We start from the raw sequence: 15,935 nt of genomic DNA, 5'->3' as shown, positions 1-15,935 counted from the left end.
ATCATGGCAGCGAAGGAAATCATTTTCAGCGACGTCGCACGGGCGAAGCTGACGGAAGGCGTGAACATTCTCGCGAACGCGGTAAAGGTCACGCTCGGGCCGAAGGGCCGCAACGTCGTGCTCGAACGCAGCTTCGGCGCGCCGGTCGTCACGAAGGACGGCGTGTCGGTCGCGAAGGAAATCGAACTCGCGGACAAGCTGCAGAACATCGGCGCGCAGCTCGTGAAGGAAGTCGCGTCGCGCACCAGCGACGCCGCCGGCGACGGCACCACGACGGCCACCGTGCTCGCGCAGGCGATCGTGCGTGAAGGCCAGAAATACGTCGCGGCCGGGCTCAACCCGCTCGACCTGAAGCGCGGCATCGACAAGGCCGTCGCGGCGGCCGTCGACGAGCTGAAGAAGATCAGCCGCCCGACCACCACGAGCAAGGAGATCGCGCAGGTCGCGACGATCTCCGCGAACGGCGAGGAATCGATCGGCCAGCGCATCGCGGAAGCGATCGACCGCGTCGGCAAGGAAGGCGTGATCACCGTCGAGGACGGCAAGTCGCTCGCGGACGAGCTCGACGTGGTCGAAGGGCTGCAGTTCGATCGCGGCTACCTGTCGCCGTACTTCATCAACAATCCGGACAAGCAGATCGCCGAGATCGAAAGCCCGTACATCCTGCTGCACGACAAGAAGATCTCGAACATCCGCGACCTGCTGCCGGTGCTCGAACAGGTCGCGAAGTCGGGCCGGCCGCTGCTGATCATCGCGGAAGATGTCGAAGGCGAAGCGCTCGCGACGCTGGTCGTGAACAACATCCGCGGCATCCTGAAGACGGTCGCCGTGAAGGCGCCGGGCTTCGGCGACCGCCGCAAGGCGCTGCTCGAGGACATCGCGATCCTCACCGGCGGGCAGGTGATCGCCGAGGAAACGGGCCTCACGCTCGAGAAGGCGACGCTCGCCGAGCTCGGCCAGGCGAAGCGCATCGAGGTCGGCAAGGAAAACACGACCGTGATCGACGGCGCGGGCGATGCGAAGAACATCGAGGCGCGCGTGAAGCAGATCCGCGTGCAGATCGACGAAGCCACGTCGGACTACGACCGTGAAAAACTGCAGGAACGTGTCGCGAAGCTCGCGGGCGGCGTGGCGGTGATCAAGGTCGGCGGGGCCACCGAGATCGAAGTGAAGGAGAAGAAGGACCGCGTCGACGACGCGCTGCACGCGACGCGCGCGGCCGTCGAGGAAGGCATCGTGCCGGGCGGCGGCGTCGCGCTGATCCGCGTGCGGCAGGCGATCCGCGAACTGCAGGGCGTGAACGCCGACCAGAACGCGGGCATCAAGATCGTGCTGCGCGCGCTCGAGGAACCGCTGCGCCAGATCGTCACGAACGCGGGCGAGGAAGCGAGCGTCGTCGTCGCGAAGGTGGCCGAAGGCTCGGGCAACTTCGGGTACAACGCACAGACCGGTGAATACGGCGACCTCGTCGAATCGGGCGTGCTCGATCCGACCAAGGTCACGCGCACGGCGCTGCAGAACGCGGCGTCGGTCGCGGGGCTGCTGCTGACGACCGATGCGACCGTGTTCGAGGCGCCGAAGGACGCGGCACCGGCGGCGGCGCCGGGCGGCCCGGGTGCGGGCGGGCCGGGGTTTGATTTCTGATGACCCGACGCGTATGCCGGTTCGCCGGCATGCGCGCCGTCCTGAAGCAACCGGAAACGCGTGGCGACGATAGTCGTCACGCGTTTTTTGCTTGGTGCGCCGGACCGCACGGACTACACAACCTTTACGACCTTTTTACTTGCGCCCACGTATGCGTTCACTAGAATGTGTTCGCAATCCATCTATTACCGAGTACGCACATGCGCATCCGAAGTCCTCGCCCTCCGAGTTGCTTTTCTGCCTGACCGGCAGGACGCCTGCGTCTCTCTGTTCCCGAGCCACCGTCCTGCCGGCAGGCGGACGGTGCGCGCCGTAGTCCTTACCGTGCACGCTTGAACACGACGTCGATGCGCTGATCGCGCATCGCGCGATGCAAGCGTGTCCGCGCGGAAATTCCCGCCTCACGACGCGCCATCGATCCGCCGCCCCGGCAACGATCGATTGGCATGCCTGCGTCAGAAATGTCGATCCGATCGCGTTGCTTTGCATACCTGATTTAACCAACGGAAGTTTCCGATACCGGAGCCCGATCATGTTCGAGATCGACAAGCAGTACACCCGCGAATTCATCCACACCGCCTGCGGCGGCAGCAAACAGGCATTCCTGCCGACGAAGAACGGCAAGGTCGTGGCCGCCTGCCTGCGCACGGACCTCAACCCGCACGCGCCCGACGTGATCCTCTGCGACGGCAGCGCGTCCGCGCGGGCGGCCGGCAGGACGCTCGCCGCGCAACGCGATGCGATTCCGGTGTTCATCCGCATGGCCACCGATGCGTACCGCTTCGTCGGCCAGTACGTCGTCAGCGAATCGCTCACCGCACCGCTCGACTGCGCGCCTTACGTACGCAACAGCAGCTTCACGTCCGGGCAGATCTCGCGCGTGCTCAAGCTCAAGCGTTGTTGACAGGCATGCCGGGCGCGTCGCGCGCCCCATTCCGGCCATCTTTCATACAGGAGCCATCATGCTTGGCCTGACGTTCTGGAAACACGTGATCGGTACGCGGACCGGTGCAATCCGCGATGACAGGGCGGCTGCACACGACCGGCACCGACGGGTGTCGAGAACGCTCGTGCTGACCAGCGCCGCGGTGGCGTTCGCGGCGATCGCGTTCGGCGCGCCGGTGGTCGGCATTTCGGTGTTTCTGCTGACAACGCTGCCGTTCGTGCTGTCGGGTACCTGAAGCGCTACGCTTCGGGCCCGGTTCCACCGGCAATCGATACACAATTTTAATGCCGGGCCCGCTCGTATCTAACACCGTCTTTACGCGGCTTTGTCTAGGATTTCCCTGTCATCCCGACACGGAGAGATCCGCATGCAAACGCAGCAGGCCGCCGCCGGCGGCCAACCCGACCTTCCCTACCGACGCGGCGGCACACCGTTCGCGACCCGGCTGGCCGACGCCTGCCCGCCGGACCACATCCTGCTCGACGTACCGGTCGAAAGCGCGATCCAGTTGTTCGCCCTCGTCGCGCACTATATCGAGCGCAGCAGCGGCGTATCCGCGGAACGGATCAGGACCGAACTGACGAAGCGCGAGCAACTCGGCTCGACCGGCCTCGGCCAGGGCGTCGCGATTCCGCATGCGCGTGTCGCCGGTCTCCGCTCGGCCGTCGCGCTGTTCGTTCGCGCGCAGTATCCGTTCAGCTTCAACGCACCGGACCGCAAGCCCGTGCGCGAATTCATCGTGCTGGTCCTGCCGCAGGAAGACAACCGCGCGCACCTCGAACTGCTGGCCGACGCGGCGCGGTGTTTCAGCGAACGCCCGTTCCGGCAGGCATCGCGCGATGCGCTAACGCCGGACGAGATTCACCAGCTGATGCAACGCACGCCCTGATGCCGCACCCTGCGGCGGCAGGCATTCCCTTCATCCATTCGGACTCCCATGTTCCCAGACCCTGAAAGTCCCACCCCGACGTCCCGCCGCGTAGCCGGCCTGGCGCGTTCGCTGCCGTTCATGCAGGCCCTGCACGGGCAGACCGTCGTCATCGTCGATGGCGGCGCCGCGAGCGATGCGCGCGCCCGCCAGGCCTTCGCGCAGGATGTCGCGCTGCTCGCGCTCACCGGCGTTCGCCCGATCGTCGTGCAAGGCGTGCCGGCCGCGGCCGGCACGCAATCGATCCACGCCGTCCACGCGGCGATGGCGGGCGTCAATCATGAACTGGTGCGCCTGATCGGCAGTCACGGCGCCAAGTCGATCGGCATCGACGGGCACGACGGCGGCCTGCTCGTGGCGAGCGCGGATTCCGACCGCGTCGGCACATGCGCGGTCGCACGGTTCGACGGCACCGCGTTGAACGCATTTCTCGAGAATGGGCTGGTGCCCGTCGTGATGCCGGTCGCCCCGGACGACGCAGGCCACGATCACCTGCTGCGCGCGGAGCGGCTCGGCAGCCTCTTCGCGCAGCGAACGGGCGCCGTCACGCTGGTGATGATGGTCGACGGCACGCTGCTGCGCGAACTTGGCGAACTCGCGGGGCTGTACGGCATCACGGAACTCGAGCACTGGCTCGCCGAGCACCCGGCGGCCGCGGCGGCGCCTTGCGTGCGGGACGCGCTCGATGCGCTTGCGCACGGCGTGCAGAACGTCCATCTCGCCGACATCGGGCAACCCGAATCGCTGATCGACGAACTGCTGACGGAAGAGGGATCGGGGGTCGTGTTCTGCCGTCGCGGCAACACCGACCTGCTGTCGGAAACCCGCCGCTATTTCGCGGATTCGGCGAGCGTGCTACGCGACGGCTTCGGCGTCGAGCAGAAGCAGGTCGTGCGGTTCTGACTTTCTGGTAGCGATAAAACGCTTGCGGCGACCCGCTCGGGCCGCCGCAAGCGAATGGCGTCAGCGCCGCGCGGCAAGCCGCCGCACGACGCTCACCAGCGCATCGACTTCGTCGCACGTGTTGTAGAACGCGAGCGACGGCCGCACCGTCGCCTCGAGCCCGAAGCGCCGCAGGATCGGCTGCGCGCAGTGATGCCCCGAGCGCACCGCGATGCCCTCTTCGTTCAGCGCCTGCCCGACTTCCTCGGTCTCATAGCCCTTCAGCACGAACGACAGCACGCTCGCCTTGTCGCGGGCCGTGCCGACGAGCCGCACGCCCGGCACCGGCGCGAGCACGCTCGTTGCATACGCAAGCAGGTCGTGCTCGTAGCGCGCGATGTTCTCGATGCCGACCCGGTTCACGTAGTCGAGCGCAGCGCCCAGCCCCACCGCATCCGCGATGTTGCCGGTGCCGGCCTCGAACCGGTTCGGCGGCGGCTGGAACACCGTGCGCTCGAACGTCACGTCCGCGATCATGTTGCCGCCACCCTGCCACGGCGGCATGTCGTCGAGGATCGCGCGCTTGCCGTACACGACGCCGATCCCGGTCGGCCCGTAGATCTTGTGCCCGGAGAACACGAAGAAATCCGCATCGAGCGCCTGCACGTCCACCCGCATGTGCGAGATCGACTGCGCGCCGTCGACGAGCGCCTTCGCGCCCGCACGATGCGCGAGCTCGACGATCTCCTTCACCGGCACGACCGTGCCGAGCGCGTTCGACACCTGCGTGACGGACACGATCTTCGTGCGGTCGTTGAGCAGCTTCCGGTATTCGTCGAGCAGCACCTGCCCCGAATCGTCGACCGGAATCACGCGCAGCTTCGCACCCTTGAGCGCAGCGAGCTGCTGCCACGGCACGATGTTCGCGTGGTGCTCGAGATGCGACACGACGATCTCGTCGCCTTCACCGACGTTCTGCACGCCCCACGTCTTCGCGATCAGGTTGATCGCCTCGGTCGTGCCGCGCACGAACACGATCTCGTCGGGCGACGAGGCGCCGATGAAGCGCTGCACCGTTTCCCGCGCATGCTCGTACGCGTCCGTCGCACGGCCGGCCAACGCATGTGCCGCGCGGTGGATGTTCGAGTTCTCGTGCGCATAGAAGTACGCGAGACGATCGATCACGGCCTGCGGCTTGTGGGTCGTCGCTGCATTGTCGAACCACACGAGCTGCTTGCCGTTCACGCGCTCCTGCAGGATCGGGAAATCGCGGCGGATCGCATTCACGTCGAACGGGGGATGCGCGCCGCGATACAGCTGGCCTTGCGGCTCGGCTGCGTGCGCATCGTCGATGAAGTAGCGCGGCACGTCGGCGCCCGACGCACGCGACACCGGCCCGTCGCGATGCACGGCGAGCAGTTCGCGCAGCGCGTCGTCGCCCGGCAGCCCGAACGCTTCCGGCGAAGCAAGGCCGTTCGACGGCACGACGATGTCCTGCGGCGTCGCCTGCCAGCCCTGCAGCGAGCCGTCGGTGAAGTAGTACGGCGAGGCCTTCGCCGCGCCTTCCGATGCCGGCGCGTTCACTTGCGGCACGCCGAGCGCCGCGCCGCCGACGCGCGGTTCGAGCGCGGGCGCGATCGACACGACGTTGTCGGGCAGCCCGTTCTGCGCGGCCGCATGCGGCGCGAGCGCGGGGGCGCGGTTGCCGAGCGACAGCACGTGCGTCGGCGCGGACGGCGCGAGGTTCGCACCGGGCACTTTCCCTTGCGGGAGCGCGAGACCGGGCACGCCGGTGCCCGCACCGCCCGGGCCCGCGAGCGGCGAACCGCCGGGTACCGGGTTGCTCACCGACGCAAGGATCGGCGCGGCGGCCGGCAACGCGGACGGCACGCCGCCCACCGCACCGCTGCCCGCCGACAGCCCGGGCGCGGTGGCCTGCCCGGGCGGCGTCGCGAAGAACTCGGACGCGAGCCGCGCAAGCGTCGCCGGGTCGGGCAAGCCGGCCGGCAGCGGCGCGTGCGGCAGCGCGTGCGCGTCGCCGCCGGCCAGGCCGGGATTAACGGTAGGTGTCGGGATAGTCATGGAACTTGGCGATTTCGACGTCATCGAGGACAGCCAGCGCATCCGGCGAATGGACCGCGAGCGAGCAATACAGCGAGATCAGGTACGACGCGATCGCCTGGTTGTTGATCCCCATGAAGCGCACCGACAGGCCCGGGCCCTGCTCGCCCGCGACGCCCGGCTGATAGAGGCCGACCACCCCCTGGCGCTTGTCGCCGACGCGCAGCAGCAGGATCTTGGTCTTGCCGTCCGCGACCGGCACCTTGTCCGACGGGATCAGCGGGATGCCGCGCCACGTGAGGAACTGCGAACCGAACAGGCTGACCGTCGGCGGCGGCACACCGCGCCGCGTGCATTCGCGGCCGAACGCGGCGATCGCGAGCGGGTGCGTGAGGAAGAACGCGGGCTCCTTCCACACCTTGGTCAGCAGCTCGTCGAGATCGTCCGGCGTCGGCGCGCCCGTCAGCGGGAAGATCCGCTGCTCGTCGGTCACGTTGGCGAGCAGCCCGTAGTCGGGGTTGTTGATCAGCTGGCTTTCCTGCAGCTCCTTGATCGTCTCGATCGTCAGGCGCAGCTGTTCCTTGATCTGGTCGTGAGGACTGCTGTAAAGATCGGAGATCCGCGTATGCACGTCGAGCACCGTGCTCACCGCGTTCAGGAAATACTCGCGCGGCTGTTCCTCGTACGGCACGAAGGTCTGCGGCAGCACGCTTTCGTCCTCGAGCTGCGTGCACGCGGCGCGCACGGCTTCCGGGTTCTTCACCTGGTTCAGCCGATAGATGCCGGCCTCGACCGGCACCCATTGCAGCAGGTGGGTCAGCCAGCGCGGCGTGATCGTGGAAAGCTGGGGGACGGTCTTGGTAGCGTTCGCTAGTTGGCGGGCGGCGTGATCGCTCAGCGCAGCCGTGCCGCTTGCAACGGTCGACATGTGTGGCTCCGGGTTCTTTAGATGAAAAACGGGATTGCTTATGACGCTCGGTGATTATCGGAAGCACGCACCTGCCGGCTCAACATGCTATAGCCGTCAGGTCGCGTGCAACCGAAAGGGAAATGAAACGAGGCAGCCTCAGGTGACGTACGCACCCGGCAGCAGTGTCGAGATCGACACGTCGAACGCGCGCGCGATCTTGTCGGCCGTGACGATCGACGCGATCGCCTCGCCGCGCTCGATCTCGCCGACATACGAGCGGTTCAGCCCCGCATGCTCGGCCAGCTGCTCCTGCGACCACGTGCGCGCTTCGCGCAGCTTGCGCACGTTGGCGCCGAAGTGATGGATGAGGTCACTCATCGCGCCTCCTAGGCGACGCGCGCCGCCGCGCGCGGCGCGGCGTTCGCTTCGCTGCGCAGCACGGCCTGCGTGATGTTCGCGCCGGCCGGCACGTCCTGCGTGAGCCATACGTTGCCGCCGATCACCGCGCCGCGTCCGATCGTCACGCGGCCGAGGATCGTTGCGCCCGCATAGATCACCACGTCGTCCTCGACGATCGGATGGCGGGCGTGCCCCTTCTCCAGATGGCCGTCCGCATCGCGCGGAAAGCGCTTCGCGCCGAGCGTGACGGCCTGGTACACGCGCACGCGCTCGCCGATGATCGCCGTCTCGCCGATCACGACACCCGTGCCGTGGTCGATGAAGAAGCCCGCGCCGATGCGCGCGCCCGGATGAATGTCGATACCCGTTTCCGCATGCGCCTGCTCGGCGATGATCCGCGCGAGCAGCGGCAGGCCGAGCCCGTACAGCTCATGCGCGAGCCGGTGATGGATCATCGCGAGGATGCCCGGGTAGCACAGCAGCACCTCGTCGACGCTGCCGGCCGCCGGATCGCCATGGAACGCGGCCAGCACGTCGCTGTCGAGCAGCCGGCGAATCTCGGGCAAGCGCGCGGCGAATGCCTGCACGGCGGTCGACGCCACGTCATCGACGTTATCGACCGGTTCGTCGGCATTGCGCTGCCGTGCCGCGTAGCGCAATTCCAGCTTCACCTGCGCGAGCAGCGCATTCAGCGAGGCGTCGAGCGCATGGGCGACGTGGAAGTTCTCGCTCTCCTGGCGCAGGTCGGGCGGCCCGAGCCGCATCGGAAACAGCACGCCTTTCAGCGCGCCGATGATCTGCGCGAGCGCCTCGCGCGCCGGCAGGTCGCGCCCGCCCGGTTCCAGCGAGCGCCGCTGCTTCTCGCGCCATGCACGGCGCACGCTTTGCAGCGATTGAACGATGTCGTCGATGTCGAATGCGGCCATGCTGCTTTCTCCCCGTAACGGCCGTGAATCAGTCCTGCGCCCACGGCAGGCCGCGAAAACGCCAGCCATTGCTGCCGCCGCGATGCTGCCGCTCGTCGAGGTCGCCCTCGAACCCTTCGAGCACGTTGAATACCTGCGTAAAGCCCCCCTTCGTCGCGGCCTCGGCCGCCTGCGCCGAGCGGTTGCCGCTGCGGCACAACAGCAACACGACGGCCGTCTTGCCGGTCTTCGCTTCCAGTTCGCGCACGAAGCGCGGGTTGCGCGTCAGGCTCGTGCCCGTTGCCCACGGCACATGCAGCGATTCCGGCACGTGGCCGACGAATTTCCGTTCCTCGGCGGTGCGTACGTCCACCAGCAGCGCATCGCCGGCGGTGAACAGCGCCCATGCCGCTTCCGGCGCGACGCCGCCCGCATAGGGCGTGCCGGCCGCCGTAGCCGCCGCGCGCGCGTCTTCGAGCGCCTGTTGCGCAGCGGTTCGTTCTTCCAATGCAACCGTCATGACACTTCCTTGTTTTCGTTGATTCGTATGATCAAAGACACCGGGAATGCGGCCGTTGCAGCTTGCGTGCTGTCTATAGCCGTCAGCGCCACTATGCGAGCGAGGAAGAGCAAGCAGAACCAATAAAAATTCATTTCCTAATCAGCGCCGCGAGGAATGCAATAGCAGACGCGCGCTATCAGGGCGGGTTCATCGGCGAGCAGGACGGGAAGCATGGTGACCGTTCGATGTCACGCATCGAAGGATTTTGAAAGGGTTCGCGGCAGACGATCAACGCGGCGTGCGGCGCGTTGCAACGGAATCCGAAATGGCCTGCATGCACGGGCGCGCATGCAGGGACAACGGGTGACATCCTGTTGGCTGGCGGAATGCATCGACACGACGCCGGACGCGGCATCGCCGATGCACTCGCGCTTCAACGCGTCACACCACGGGGTCAACCGGCGCGACCGGCACGCCGCGCGCTTCGATATCGCGCCCCGCGAGCAGGCACAGATCCTCGCGATGATGCGCGGCAACCACCTGCACGCCGACCGGCACGCCATTCACGAGCGCCGTGGTCACGGCCAATCCCGGCAGCCCCATCGCCGGCAACGCGCGCAACGTGAGCTGCGCCTCCCACACGCGATCGAACCCGTCCTGCCCCTGGCGGTCGAGATCGTCCGGGAACGGCAGTTCCGACGACACCGGCAGCAGCAGCACCGCATACTCGTCGAGAAACAGCCGCCACTGCCGCGTCAACGTCGTGCGCCGGACGAGCGCGCGGCTGATCACGTCGGCCGGCAGGTCGCGCACCTTGCCGCGCACGGCCTCGACCACGGCAGCCGCCCCCGGATCGCCGTCTTTCACGACCGCGTTCGTCAAAGCGTCGAATCCGTCGCCGAGCCAGAGCTGCTCCTGCAACAGCGCCGCCTCGCGCATCGGCGGTGTGTCGTCGATCTCGTCGACGGTCCAGCCGGCATCGATCAACCGCCGTGCGGCATCGCGCAATGCGGCCTCGACCTCGGGCACGACCTGCAAGCCACCCGGCCGCACGCACAGTGCCGCGCGCTTCGGCACCTCGCGCCCGTCGAACGGCACCGCCACGTGCCACGGATCGCGCGGGTCCGGTGCGGCGAACGCACGCAACGCGAGCGAGAGATCGTCGATCGTGCGTGCAATCGGCCCCGCCGTCGACATCAGCTGCGCGCCGATCGCACGCTCGGGCGACGACGCGTTGAACGCGGGCACGCGACCGAGCGACGGACGAATGCCATGCACGCCACAGGCGTAGGCCGGGTAACGCACCGAGCCGCCGATGTCAGTGCCGACGGCAAGCGGACCGATCCCGGCGGCCACGGCTGCCGCCGCACCGCCACTCGATCCGCCCGGCGTCAGCGACGGGTTGCGCGGATTGCGCGTGTGGCCATGCACGAGATTCGACGTGAACCAGCGCAACGCGAACGTCGGCGAATTGGTGCGGCCGAGCAGGATCCCGCCGGCCTTTCTGATGTTGCCGACCACCGGGCTGTCGGCGTGCGCGATCAGGTTCTCCTGCAGGCGCGTGCCGTTGGTCGTCGCGAATTCCGCCTGGTCGACGTTGATCTTCACGGTCACGGGCACGCCCGCGAGCGGCCCCGGATCGTCGCCGCGCGCGATCGCGCGATCGACTTCGTCGGCTTGCCGCCGGACATCGTCGGGCCGGTGTTCGATCACCGCGTTGATCGCCGGATTCACCGCCTCGAGACGGTCGAGCACCGCATCCGCCACTTCTCGCGCGGACACGTCACGATGCCGCACGCGCTTCGCGAGTTCGGTTGCGGGCAGCTGCCAGAGTTCCGTCATGACTTCTCCTTGTGGAAGGACATCACACTCACTCATGGCGCCGCACTTTCCTGCGAAAGCGCGGCGCCGCGTGCTCTCACTGCGCATCCTGCTTCGCGCGCTCGGCCGCTGCGATGATCGCGTCGGCCACGGCCTTCGGCTGGCTCAGCATCGACACATGGCTGCCGTTCACGCGCGTGACCGTCGCGCCGATCCGCTTCGCCATCGCTTCCTGCAGCGTCGGGTCGATCATCTTGTCCTGCGTCGCGACGACGAACGTCGACGGCTTCGCATGCCACGCGGCCTGCGTGACCTTCTCCGAGATACAACCGCCGTACCACGGCCCCTGCGTCGCCGCAACGATGCGCTGCTGCGCGGGCGGCAGGTCGGGGGCGAAATCCTGCGCGATCGCCTTGTCCGACAGCGTCGCGAAACCGCCCGCGTCCTTGCGCAGCTCACCGGCCCACGCGGGCGCCGGCAGCCCCTGCGTGACGTCGGCGATCGACTGGCCGTTGTCGGGCGCGAACGCGGCGACGTACACGAGCGACTTCACCTTGTCGTCGTTGCCCGCCTCGCTGATCACGACGCCGGCCCACGAATGGCCGACCAGCACGACCGGCCCTTTCTGCTCGTCGATCGTGCGCTTCGTCGCGGCCGCATCGTCGGCGAGCGAGCTCAGCGGATTCTGCACCGACACCACGTGCAGGCCACGCGCCTCGAGCAGCGGAATCACGCGGTTCCAGCTCGACCCGTCGGCGAACGCGCCGTGCACGAGCACGACGTTCGTCCCCTTCAGATCTTCTTTCGGCGCGGCCTGTGCCGCTACCGCACCGAACAGTCCGCCGATCACCGCGGCGGATACCAGAACGCGTTTCATCAAACCGGCCATCGTCATGCTCCTTGCTCTGTTGTGTTTTTCACATGTAGTGCTGCAGTGGTGGCCGCGCCCGCCTGAGGCAAGCGCGGCAGCCAATCACGAATGCGCGTACAGGTCGTCGGCGGCATTCCGCGCGGAACGCGATTGAGCGGCATCGTGATGGCCGGCCGGCGCCGATGCATCGGCCACATTGTCGCCTTGCGACTTCGACGGGCCGTTCTGGTCGGAACGCGCGACCTGCTCCGCGGCGAGGGCGTTCTCCGCGGCCGCGATATCGTTCGGGTAGTTCGCTTCGCTGCTGGCCGGGCGGTAGCCGGCCTTCTCCAGGCGGACGAGATCGGCGCGCACGTCGGCGCGCGTGAGGCCGTGGCCGGTATCGGCGAACGACAGGGCGGGGATGGCAGCGAGGACGGCAACGGCGAGGATTCGAGCGGCTTTCATGAGGGTTCTCCTTGAGATAGGTAGGTCAGTCGATCATTCGGCATCCGATCCAGATCGTCTGGTATCGAACGTTTCCTGCATGTCGACAGTAGAACCCGCGCACGTATCTGCGATGTTTCCGAAACCGGGGCTTTCTGCATGCCAGTTTTTCAGGAACGGCCGCAGATACAGTGCGATACAAACCGGGCTGCCGCATCGTTCACTGGCCCGTCTGCTGACGCGATCCCCCAAGCCCACTCACCATGAAAAAAGGCGTGCCATACACGGCACGCCTTCGGTCGAACCCATCAAACCACGCACGTCACGGCGCAAGCCGCGTGAACACGTAGTCGTGGTTCTTCACACGCGCCTGGTGGCACGCAAAGCACGTCTGATGCTGGCCGATATCGGCCGGCACGCCGTTGATGAAGCGCCCGAAGCCCCAGCCGCCCGTCGATGCATAGCGGCGCGAGTCCTTCACCATCACCTGCACGGTCGTCGCCTGGCCCGGCACCGTGGCACTCGGGAGCTCGTCGGACTGCTTGCGCTTGTACGCGAGCTTCACGAGGATCGTGCCGTCCGGGAACGGCAGCGTCGCCTGTTCGAGCGCACGGATCGCGACGGGGTTGCCGAGCACCACACGGAGTTCGTCGAGTGGCGCGGCTTCCTCGGCCGGCGCGACCATTTCCCACTTCCGGTAGCCAGGCGGGATCGTCACGCCATAGATCGGCGAAGCGGCGGCAGCCGGCTTCGGCTGCTCCGCGAATGCGGCCGGACCGCTGGCCGACCACGCGCCGGCCAGCAGCACGCCCGCGACGACCGCGCGTCGCATGATGCGGCGCATCACACCCACGCGCGCCCGCATCACAGATGCTCCACTTGCAGGATCGCATCGGCGAACGCCTGCGGTGCTTCCTGCGGCAGGTTGTGGCCGATGCCGCCGGTGATCGTGCGGTGCTGGTACTTGCCGGTGAACTTCTTCGCGTAGGCGGCCGGCGCCGGATGCGGCGCGCCGTTCGCGTCGCCTTCCATCGTGATCGTCGGCACGGTGATCGCCGGCCCGGCCGCGAGGCGGCGCTCGATGTCGTCGTACTGCGCTTCGCCCTTCGCGAGCCCGAGGCGCCAGCGATAGTTGTGAATCACGACGGCGACGTGATCGGGGTTCTGGAACGATGCGGCCGTGCGCGCATAGGTTTCGTCGGAGAACTGCCATTTCGGCGACGCGAGCTGCCAGATCAGCTTGTTGAACGCATCGCGGTTCTGCGTGTAGCCGAGTTCGCCGCGCTCGGTCGTGAAATAGAACTGATACCACCACTGGAGCTCGGCCTGCGGCGGCAGCGGCGCGGCGTTCGCCGCCTGGCTGCCGATCAGGTAGCCGCTCACCGACACCAGCGCCTTCACGCGCTGCGGCCACAGCGCCGCGATCACGTCGGCCGTGCGTGCGCCCCAGTCGTAGCCGCCGAACACCGCGCGGTCGATCTTCAGCGCATCCATCAACGCGACGATGTCGACGGCCGTCACGGCCTGCTGGCCGTTGCGCACCGTGTCGGCCGAACGGAACGTCGTCGACCCGTAGCCGCGCAGGTACGGCACGATCACGCGATAGCCGGCCGCGACGAACAGCGGCGCGACTTCCGCGTAGCTGTAGATGTCGTACGGCCAGCCGTGCAGCAGGAACACGACCGGGCCGTTCTTCGGCCCGAGGTCCGCATACCCGACGTTGAGCACGCCCGCGTCGATCTGGTGAATCGTGCCCAGCGACGCGACGCCGGCCGTGCGCTTTGCGGGCGCTGCATCGGGCGCCGACTGCGCATGCGCGAGGGCGCTGAAGCCGAGGTCGGCGAGGCTCAGGCTGGCCAGCGTCGTACCGAGGATCAGGCGGCGGCGGGTGTTCACGGTTTCAGGCATGACTCGTTCTCCAGTGTCGATCGCTAAGGAAGGGGGACCACGGCGCGCAGGGGCGCTCGGGAATCCGCGTTCGCGGCGGCGGCGTTGGCACTGCGCTGCCGTGTGAATCGCTTCACCGGATTTATATCCGATCCATCCAGAGGCTTTGTATCCCAACGTATCTGTGCGTGAACACGACACACGGCGATTCAAAAATCGTGCTGGAGAGGCGTGCTTACAGGGGAATCAGCCCGCATTCCCCCCTTCAACCACGCTGACATGAGAATCCGCTCACACCTTCCGATCCGGCAGGATATGCGCACGAATCGACCGTCCCCGCCACGACAGGTGATCGATCCGTGCGCGCAACGTGTAGAGCGCCACCGACGACAGCGTACTGAACCTGAGCAGCGCGATCGGGTTACCGATCCCGGCCGGCACCCGCTCGATCGAATCGAACAGCGGGAATCCATACCGGGTCAGGAACGCGCCGACCTCGTCGTCGCGTGCGTGTTCTTCGACATTGACCAGCAACAGTTCGGCCATGACGGCTCCTTTCTCGATTCGACTGCACTCACCGGATCAGCCGGCGCGTATGGTGCGCGATCATCAGTTCTTCGTTGGTCGGGATCACCCACGCCGACACGCGGCTCGACGCCGTCGTGAGCAGCGGCCCGCCGGCCTGGTTCGCGTCGACGTCGATCTCGACGCCGAGCCAGGCCGCACGGCGCATCACGCCTTCGCGAATCGCCGCCGCGTGCTCGCCGATCCCCGCCGTGAAGACGATCGCGTCGATGCCTTCCATGGCCGCGGCGAGCGATCCGAGTTCGCGCGCGATGCGATCGACGTACAGCTCGATCGCGAAGCGCGCATGCGGATCGTCGCTCGCGAGCAGCGTGCGCATGTCGCTCGAGATACCGGACACCCCGAGCAACCCGGAGCGCCGATAGATCAGATCCTCGACGGCGCGCACGTCCATCCCGAGCTCTTCCATCAGGAAGAGCACGACGCCCGGGTCGAGGTTGCCGCAGCGCGTGCCCATCGGCAGCCCGTCGACGGCAGTGAACCCCATCGTGCTCGCGACGCTCTTGCCCGCCACGAGCGCGCACATGCTCGCGCCGTTGCCGAGGTGGGCGACAACCGTGCGCCCGCGCGCCGCCTGTGGCGCGACGTCGGGCAGCACGCTCGCGATGTACTCGTACGAGAGCCCGTGGAATCCATAGCGGCGCACGCCCCGGCTGGTGATCGACTCGGGCAGCGCGAACGCCTGGGTCACCGCGGGCTGCGTGCGGTGGAATGCCGTGTCGAAGCAGGCCACCTGCTCGATGCCGGGCTGCACCGTTTCGAGGATGCGAATCGGCGTCAGGTTGTGCGGTTGATGCAACGGCGCGAGCGGCGTGAGCTTGTCCAGCTCGGCCACGATCTCGGGCGTGACGCGCACCGGGCCGCTGAAGCGTTGGCCGCCATGCACGACGCGATGGCCCACCGCCGCGAGACGATGCCCTTCCTGGTGAGCCTCCAGGAACGCGGCGATCTGCTCGAGCCCTTCGTGATGGCCGAACGTCTCGACGCCGGCCCATTGCTGCTCGTGATGTTCCCCGTGATGGTCGACGGCACTGAAGTGCGCGGCGGCCGTGTAAAGCCCATCGACCTGACCGTGCACGATCAGCCCGAGCGTGTCGCCCTGCACGTCGAACGCGGAAAACTTGATGCTCGACGAGCCGGCATTCAACACCAGAATCACGTCTGCCAT

17 protein-coding genes are annotated in these 15,935 nt (G+C 67.4%); 5 read left to right on the top strand and 12 right to left on the bottom strand.

Going from position 1 to position 15,935, the window contains the following annotated elements:
• Positions 1-3 precede the first annotated feature (3 nt).
• From groL to CFB40_RS19920, 5 genes are all read left to right on the top strand, one after another.
• On the top strand, positions 4-1,644 hold the full coding sequence (gene groL / locus CFB40_RS19940; protein WP_039354347.1) for a chaperonin GroEL: 1,641 nt from the start codon (positions 4-6) through the stop codon (positions 1,642-1,644).
• 532 nt (positions 1,645-2,176) lie between these two features.
• Entirely contained in the window at positions 2,177-2,548 is a 372-nt protein-coding gene (locus CFB40_RS19935) for a DUF6697 family protein (RefSeq protein WP_043178447.1), read from the top strand.
• Positions 2,549-2,606: 58 nt separating this feature from the next.
• The gene (locus CFB40_RS19930; RefSeq protein WP_256976858.1) at positions 2,607-2,825 is read left to right on the top strand and encodes a hypothetical protein; all 219 of its coding nucleotides are present in this window, start codon (positions 2,607-2,609) and stop codon (positions 2,823-2,825) included.
• 132 nt (positions 2,826-2,957) lie between these two features.
• On the top strand, positions 2,958-3,479 hold the full coding sequence (locus CFB40_RS19925; protein WP_089432148.1) for a PTS sugar transporter subunit IIA: 522 nt from the start codon (positions 2,958-2,960) through the stop codon (positions 3,477-3,479).
• 48 nt (positions 3,480-3,527) lie between these two features.
• Positions 3,528-4,421, top strand: a complete 894-nt coding sequence (locus CFB40_RS19920; RefSeq protein WP_089432147.1) for an acetylglutamate kinase — start codon at positions 3,528-3,530, stop codon at positions 4,419-4,421.
• Positions 4,422-4,481: 60 nt separating this feature from the next.
• Here the strand turns inward: CFB40_RS19920 and CFB40_RS19915 are convergent, their stop codons facing one another.
• The 12 genes from CFB40_RS19915 to CFB40_RS19860 all read right to left on the bottom strand — a co-directional run bounded on the left by CFB40_RS19915 (position 4,482) and on the right by CFB40_RS19860 (position 15,935).
• Positions 4,482-6,482 (bottom strand): family 2A encapsulin nanocompartment cargo protein cysteine desulfurase, encoded by a 2,001-nt coding sequence (locus CFB40_RS19915; protein WP_089432146.1) that lies wholly within the window; start codon positions 6,480-6,482, stop codon positions 4,482-4,484.
• A complete protein-coding gene (locus tag CFB40_RS19910) occupies positions 6,457-7,389 on the bottom strand; it encodes a family 2A encapsulin nanocompartment shell protein (protein WP_006479760.1) in 933 nt (310 codons plus the stop codon). The genes CFB40_RS19915 and CFB40_RS19910 overlap by 26 nt, the downstream gene beginning before the upstream one ends.
• Positions 7,390-7,527: 138 nt before the next feature.
• The gene (locus tag CFB40_RS19905; RefSeq protein WP_011356215.1) at positions 7,528-7,749 is read right to left on the bottom strand and encodes a helix-turn-helix domain-containing protein; all 222 of its coding nucleotides are present in this window, start codon (positions 7,747-7,749) and stop codon (positions 7,528-7,530) included.
• Between the two features lie 8 nt (positions 7,750-7,757).
• Positions 7,758-8,696, bottom strand: a complete 939-nt coding sequence (epsC, locus tag CFB40_RS19900) for a serine O-acetyltransferase EpsC (protein ID WP_089428312.1) — start codon at positions 8,694-8,696, stop codon at positions 7,758-7,760.
• A 28-nt stretch (positions 8,697-8,724) separates the two neighbouring features.
• Positions 8,725-9,195: a rhodanese-like domain-containing protein gene (locus tag CFB40_RS19895; RefSeq protein ID WP_089428313.1), complete on the bottom strand. Its 471-nt coding sequence runs from the start codon at positions 9,193-9,195 to the stop codon at positions 8,725-8,727.
• 423 nt (positions 9,196-9,618) lie between these two features.
• The gene (locus CFB40_RS19890; RefSeq protein WP_089432145.1) at positions 9,619-11,019 is read right to left on the bottom strand and encodes an amidase family protein; all 1,401 of its coding nucleotides are present in this window, start codon (positions 11,017-11,019) and stop codon (positions 9,619-9,621) included.
• A gap of 76 nt (positions 11,020-11,095) precedes the next feature.
• The gene (locus tag CFB40_RS19885; RefSeq protein ID WP_089433253.1) at positions 11,096-11,887 is read right to left on the bottom strand and encodes an alpha/beta fold hydrolase; all 792 of its coding nucleotides are present in this window, start codon (positions 11,885-11,887) and stop codon (positions 11,096-11,098) included.
• Positions 11,888-11,971: 84 nt separating this feature from the next.
• Complete coding sequence (locus tag CFB40_RS19880; RefSeq protein ID WP_089432144.1) at positions 11,972-12,316, bottom strand: DUF4148 domain-containing protein; 345 nt, start codon at positions 12,314-12,316, stop codon at positions 11,972-11,974.
• Between the two features lie 301 nt (positions 12,317-12,617).
• Complete coding sequence (locus tag CFB40_RS19875; protein WP_089428316.1) at positions 12,618-13,160, bottom strand: cytochrome P460 family protein; 543 nt, start codon at positions 13,158-13,160, stop codon at positions 12,618-12,620.
• Positions 13,160-14,203 (bottom strand): alpha/beta fold hydrolase, encoded by a 1,044-nt coding sequence (locus CFB40_RS19870; RefSeq protein WP_089432143.1) that lies wholly within the window; start codon positions 14,201-14,203, stop codon positions 13,160-13,162. Before CFB40_RS19870 ends, CFB40_RS19875 begins: the two co-directional genes overlap by 1 nt.
• 270 nt (positions 14,204-14,473) lie before the next feature.
• The gene (locus tag CFB40_RS19865) at positions 14,474-14,728 is read right to left on the bottom strand and encodes a hypothetical protein (protein WP_089428318.1); all 255 of its coding nucleotides are present in this window, start codon (positions 14,726-14,728) and stop codon (positions 14,474-14,476) included.
• 28 nt (positions 14,729-14,756) lie between these two features.
• On the bottom strand, positions 14,757-15,935 hold the full coding sequence (locus CFB40_RS19860; RefSeq protein WP_089433252.1) for an acetate/propionate family kinase: 1,179 nt from the start codon (positions 15,933-15,935) through the stop codon (positions 14,757-14,759).

Source organism: Burkholderia sp. AU31652, from assembly GCF_002223155.1.
Taxonomy (GTDB): Bacteria; Pseudomonadota; Gammaproteobacteria; order Burkholderiales; family Burkholderiaceae; genus Burkholderia.
This window is presented reverse-complemented; position numbering and strand designations above follow the sequence as displayed.

Coding starts and splice junctions, on each gene's coding strand:
- CFB40_RS19905 (WP_011356215.1), bottom strand. CDS start 7,749: ATGAGTGACCTCATCCATCACTTCGGCGCCAACGTGCGCAAGCTGCGC.
- CFB40_RS19875 (WP_089428316.1), bottom strand. CDS start 13,160: ATGCGGGCGCGCGTGGGTGTGATGCGCCGCATCATGCGACGCGCGGTC.
- CFB40_RS19890 (WP_089432145.1), bottom strand. CDS start 11,019: ATGACGGAACTCTGGCAGCTGCCCGCAACCGAACTCGCGAAGCGCGTG.
- CFB40_RS19925 (WP_089432148.1), top strand. CDS start 2,958: ATGCAAACGCAGCAGGCCGCCGCCGGCGGCCAACCCGACCTTCCCTAC.
- CFB40_RS19920 (WP_089432147.1), top strand. CDS start 3,528: ATGTTCCCAGACCCTGAAAGTCCCACCCCGACGTCCCGCCGCGTAGCC.
- CFB40_RS19870 (WP_089432143.1), bottom strand. CDS start 14,203: ATGCCTGAAACCGTGAACACCCGCCGCCGCCTGATCCTCGGTACGACG.
- CFB40_RS19930 (WP_256976858.1), top strand. CDS start 2,607: ATGCTTGGCCTGACGTTCTGGAAACACGTGATCGGTACGCGGACCGGT.
- groL (WP_039354347.1), top strand. CDS start 4: ATGGCAGCGAAGGAAATCATTTTCAGCGACGTCGCACGGGCGAAGCTG.
- CFB40_RS19915 (WP_089432146.1), bottom strand. CDS start 6,482: ATGACTATCCCGACACCTACCGTTAATCCCGGCCTGGCCGGCGGCGAC.
- CFB40_RS19935 (WP_043178447.1), top strand. CDS start 2,177: ATGTTCGAGATCGACAAGCAGTACACCCGCGAATTCATCCACACCGCC.
- CFB40_RS19895 (WP_089428313.1), bottom strand. CDS start 9,195: ATGACGGTTGCATTGGAAGAACGAACCGCTGCGCAACAGGCGCTCGAA.
- CFB40_RS19880 (WP_089432144.1), bottom strand. CDS start 12,316: ATGAAAGCCGCTCGAATCCTCGCCGTTGCCGTCCTCGCTGCCATCCCC.
- epsC (WP_089428312.1), bottom strand. CDS start 8,696: ATGGCCGCATTCGACATCGACGACATCGTTCAATCGCTGCAAAGCGTG.
- CFB40_RS19885 (WP_089433253.1), bottom strand. CDS start 11,887: ATGGCCGGTTTGATGAAACGCGTTCTGGTATCCGCCGCGGTGATCGGC.
- CFB40_RS19865 (WP_089428318.1), bottom strand. CDS start 14,728: ATGGCCGAACTGTTGCTGGTCAATGTCGAAGAACACGCACGCGACGAC.
- CFB40_RS19910 (WP_006479760.1), bottom strand. CDS start 7,389: ATGTCGACCGTTGCAAGCGGCACGGCTGCGCTGAGCGATCACGCCGCC.
- CFB40_RS19860 (WP_089433252.1), bottom strand. CDS start 15,935: ATGGCAGACGTGATTCTGGTGTTGAATGCCGGCTCGTCGAGCATCAAG.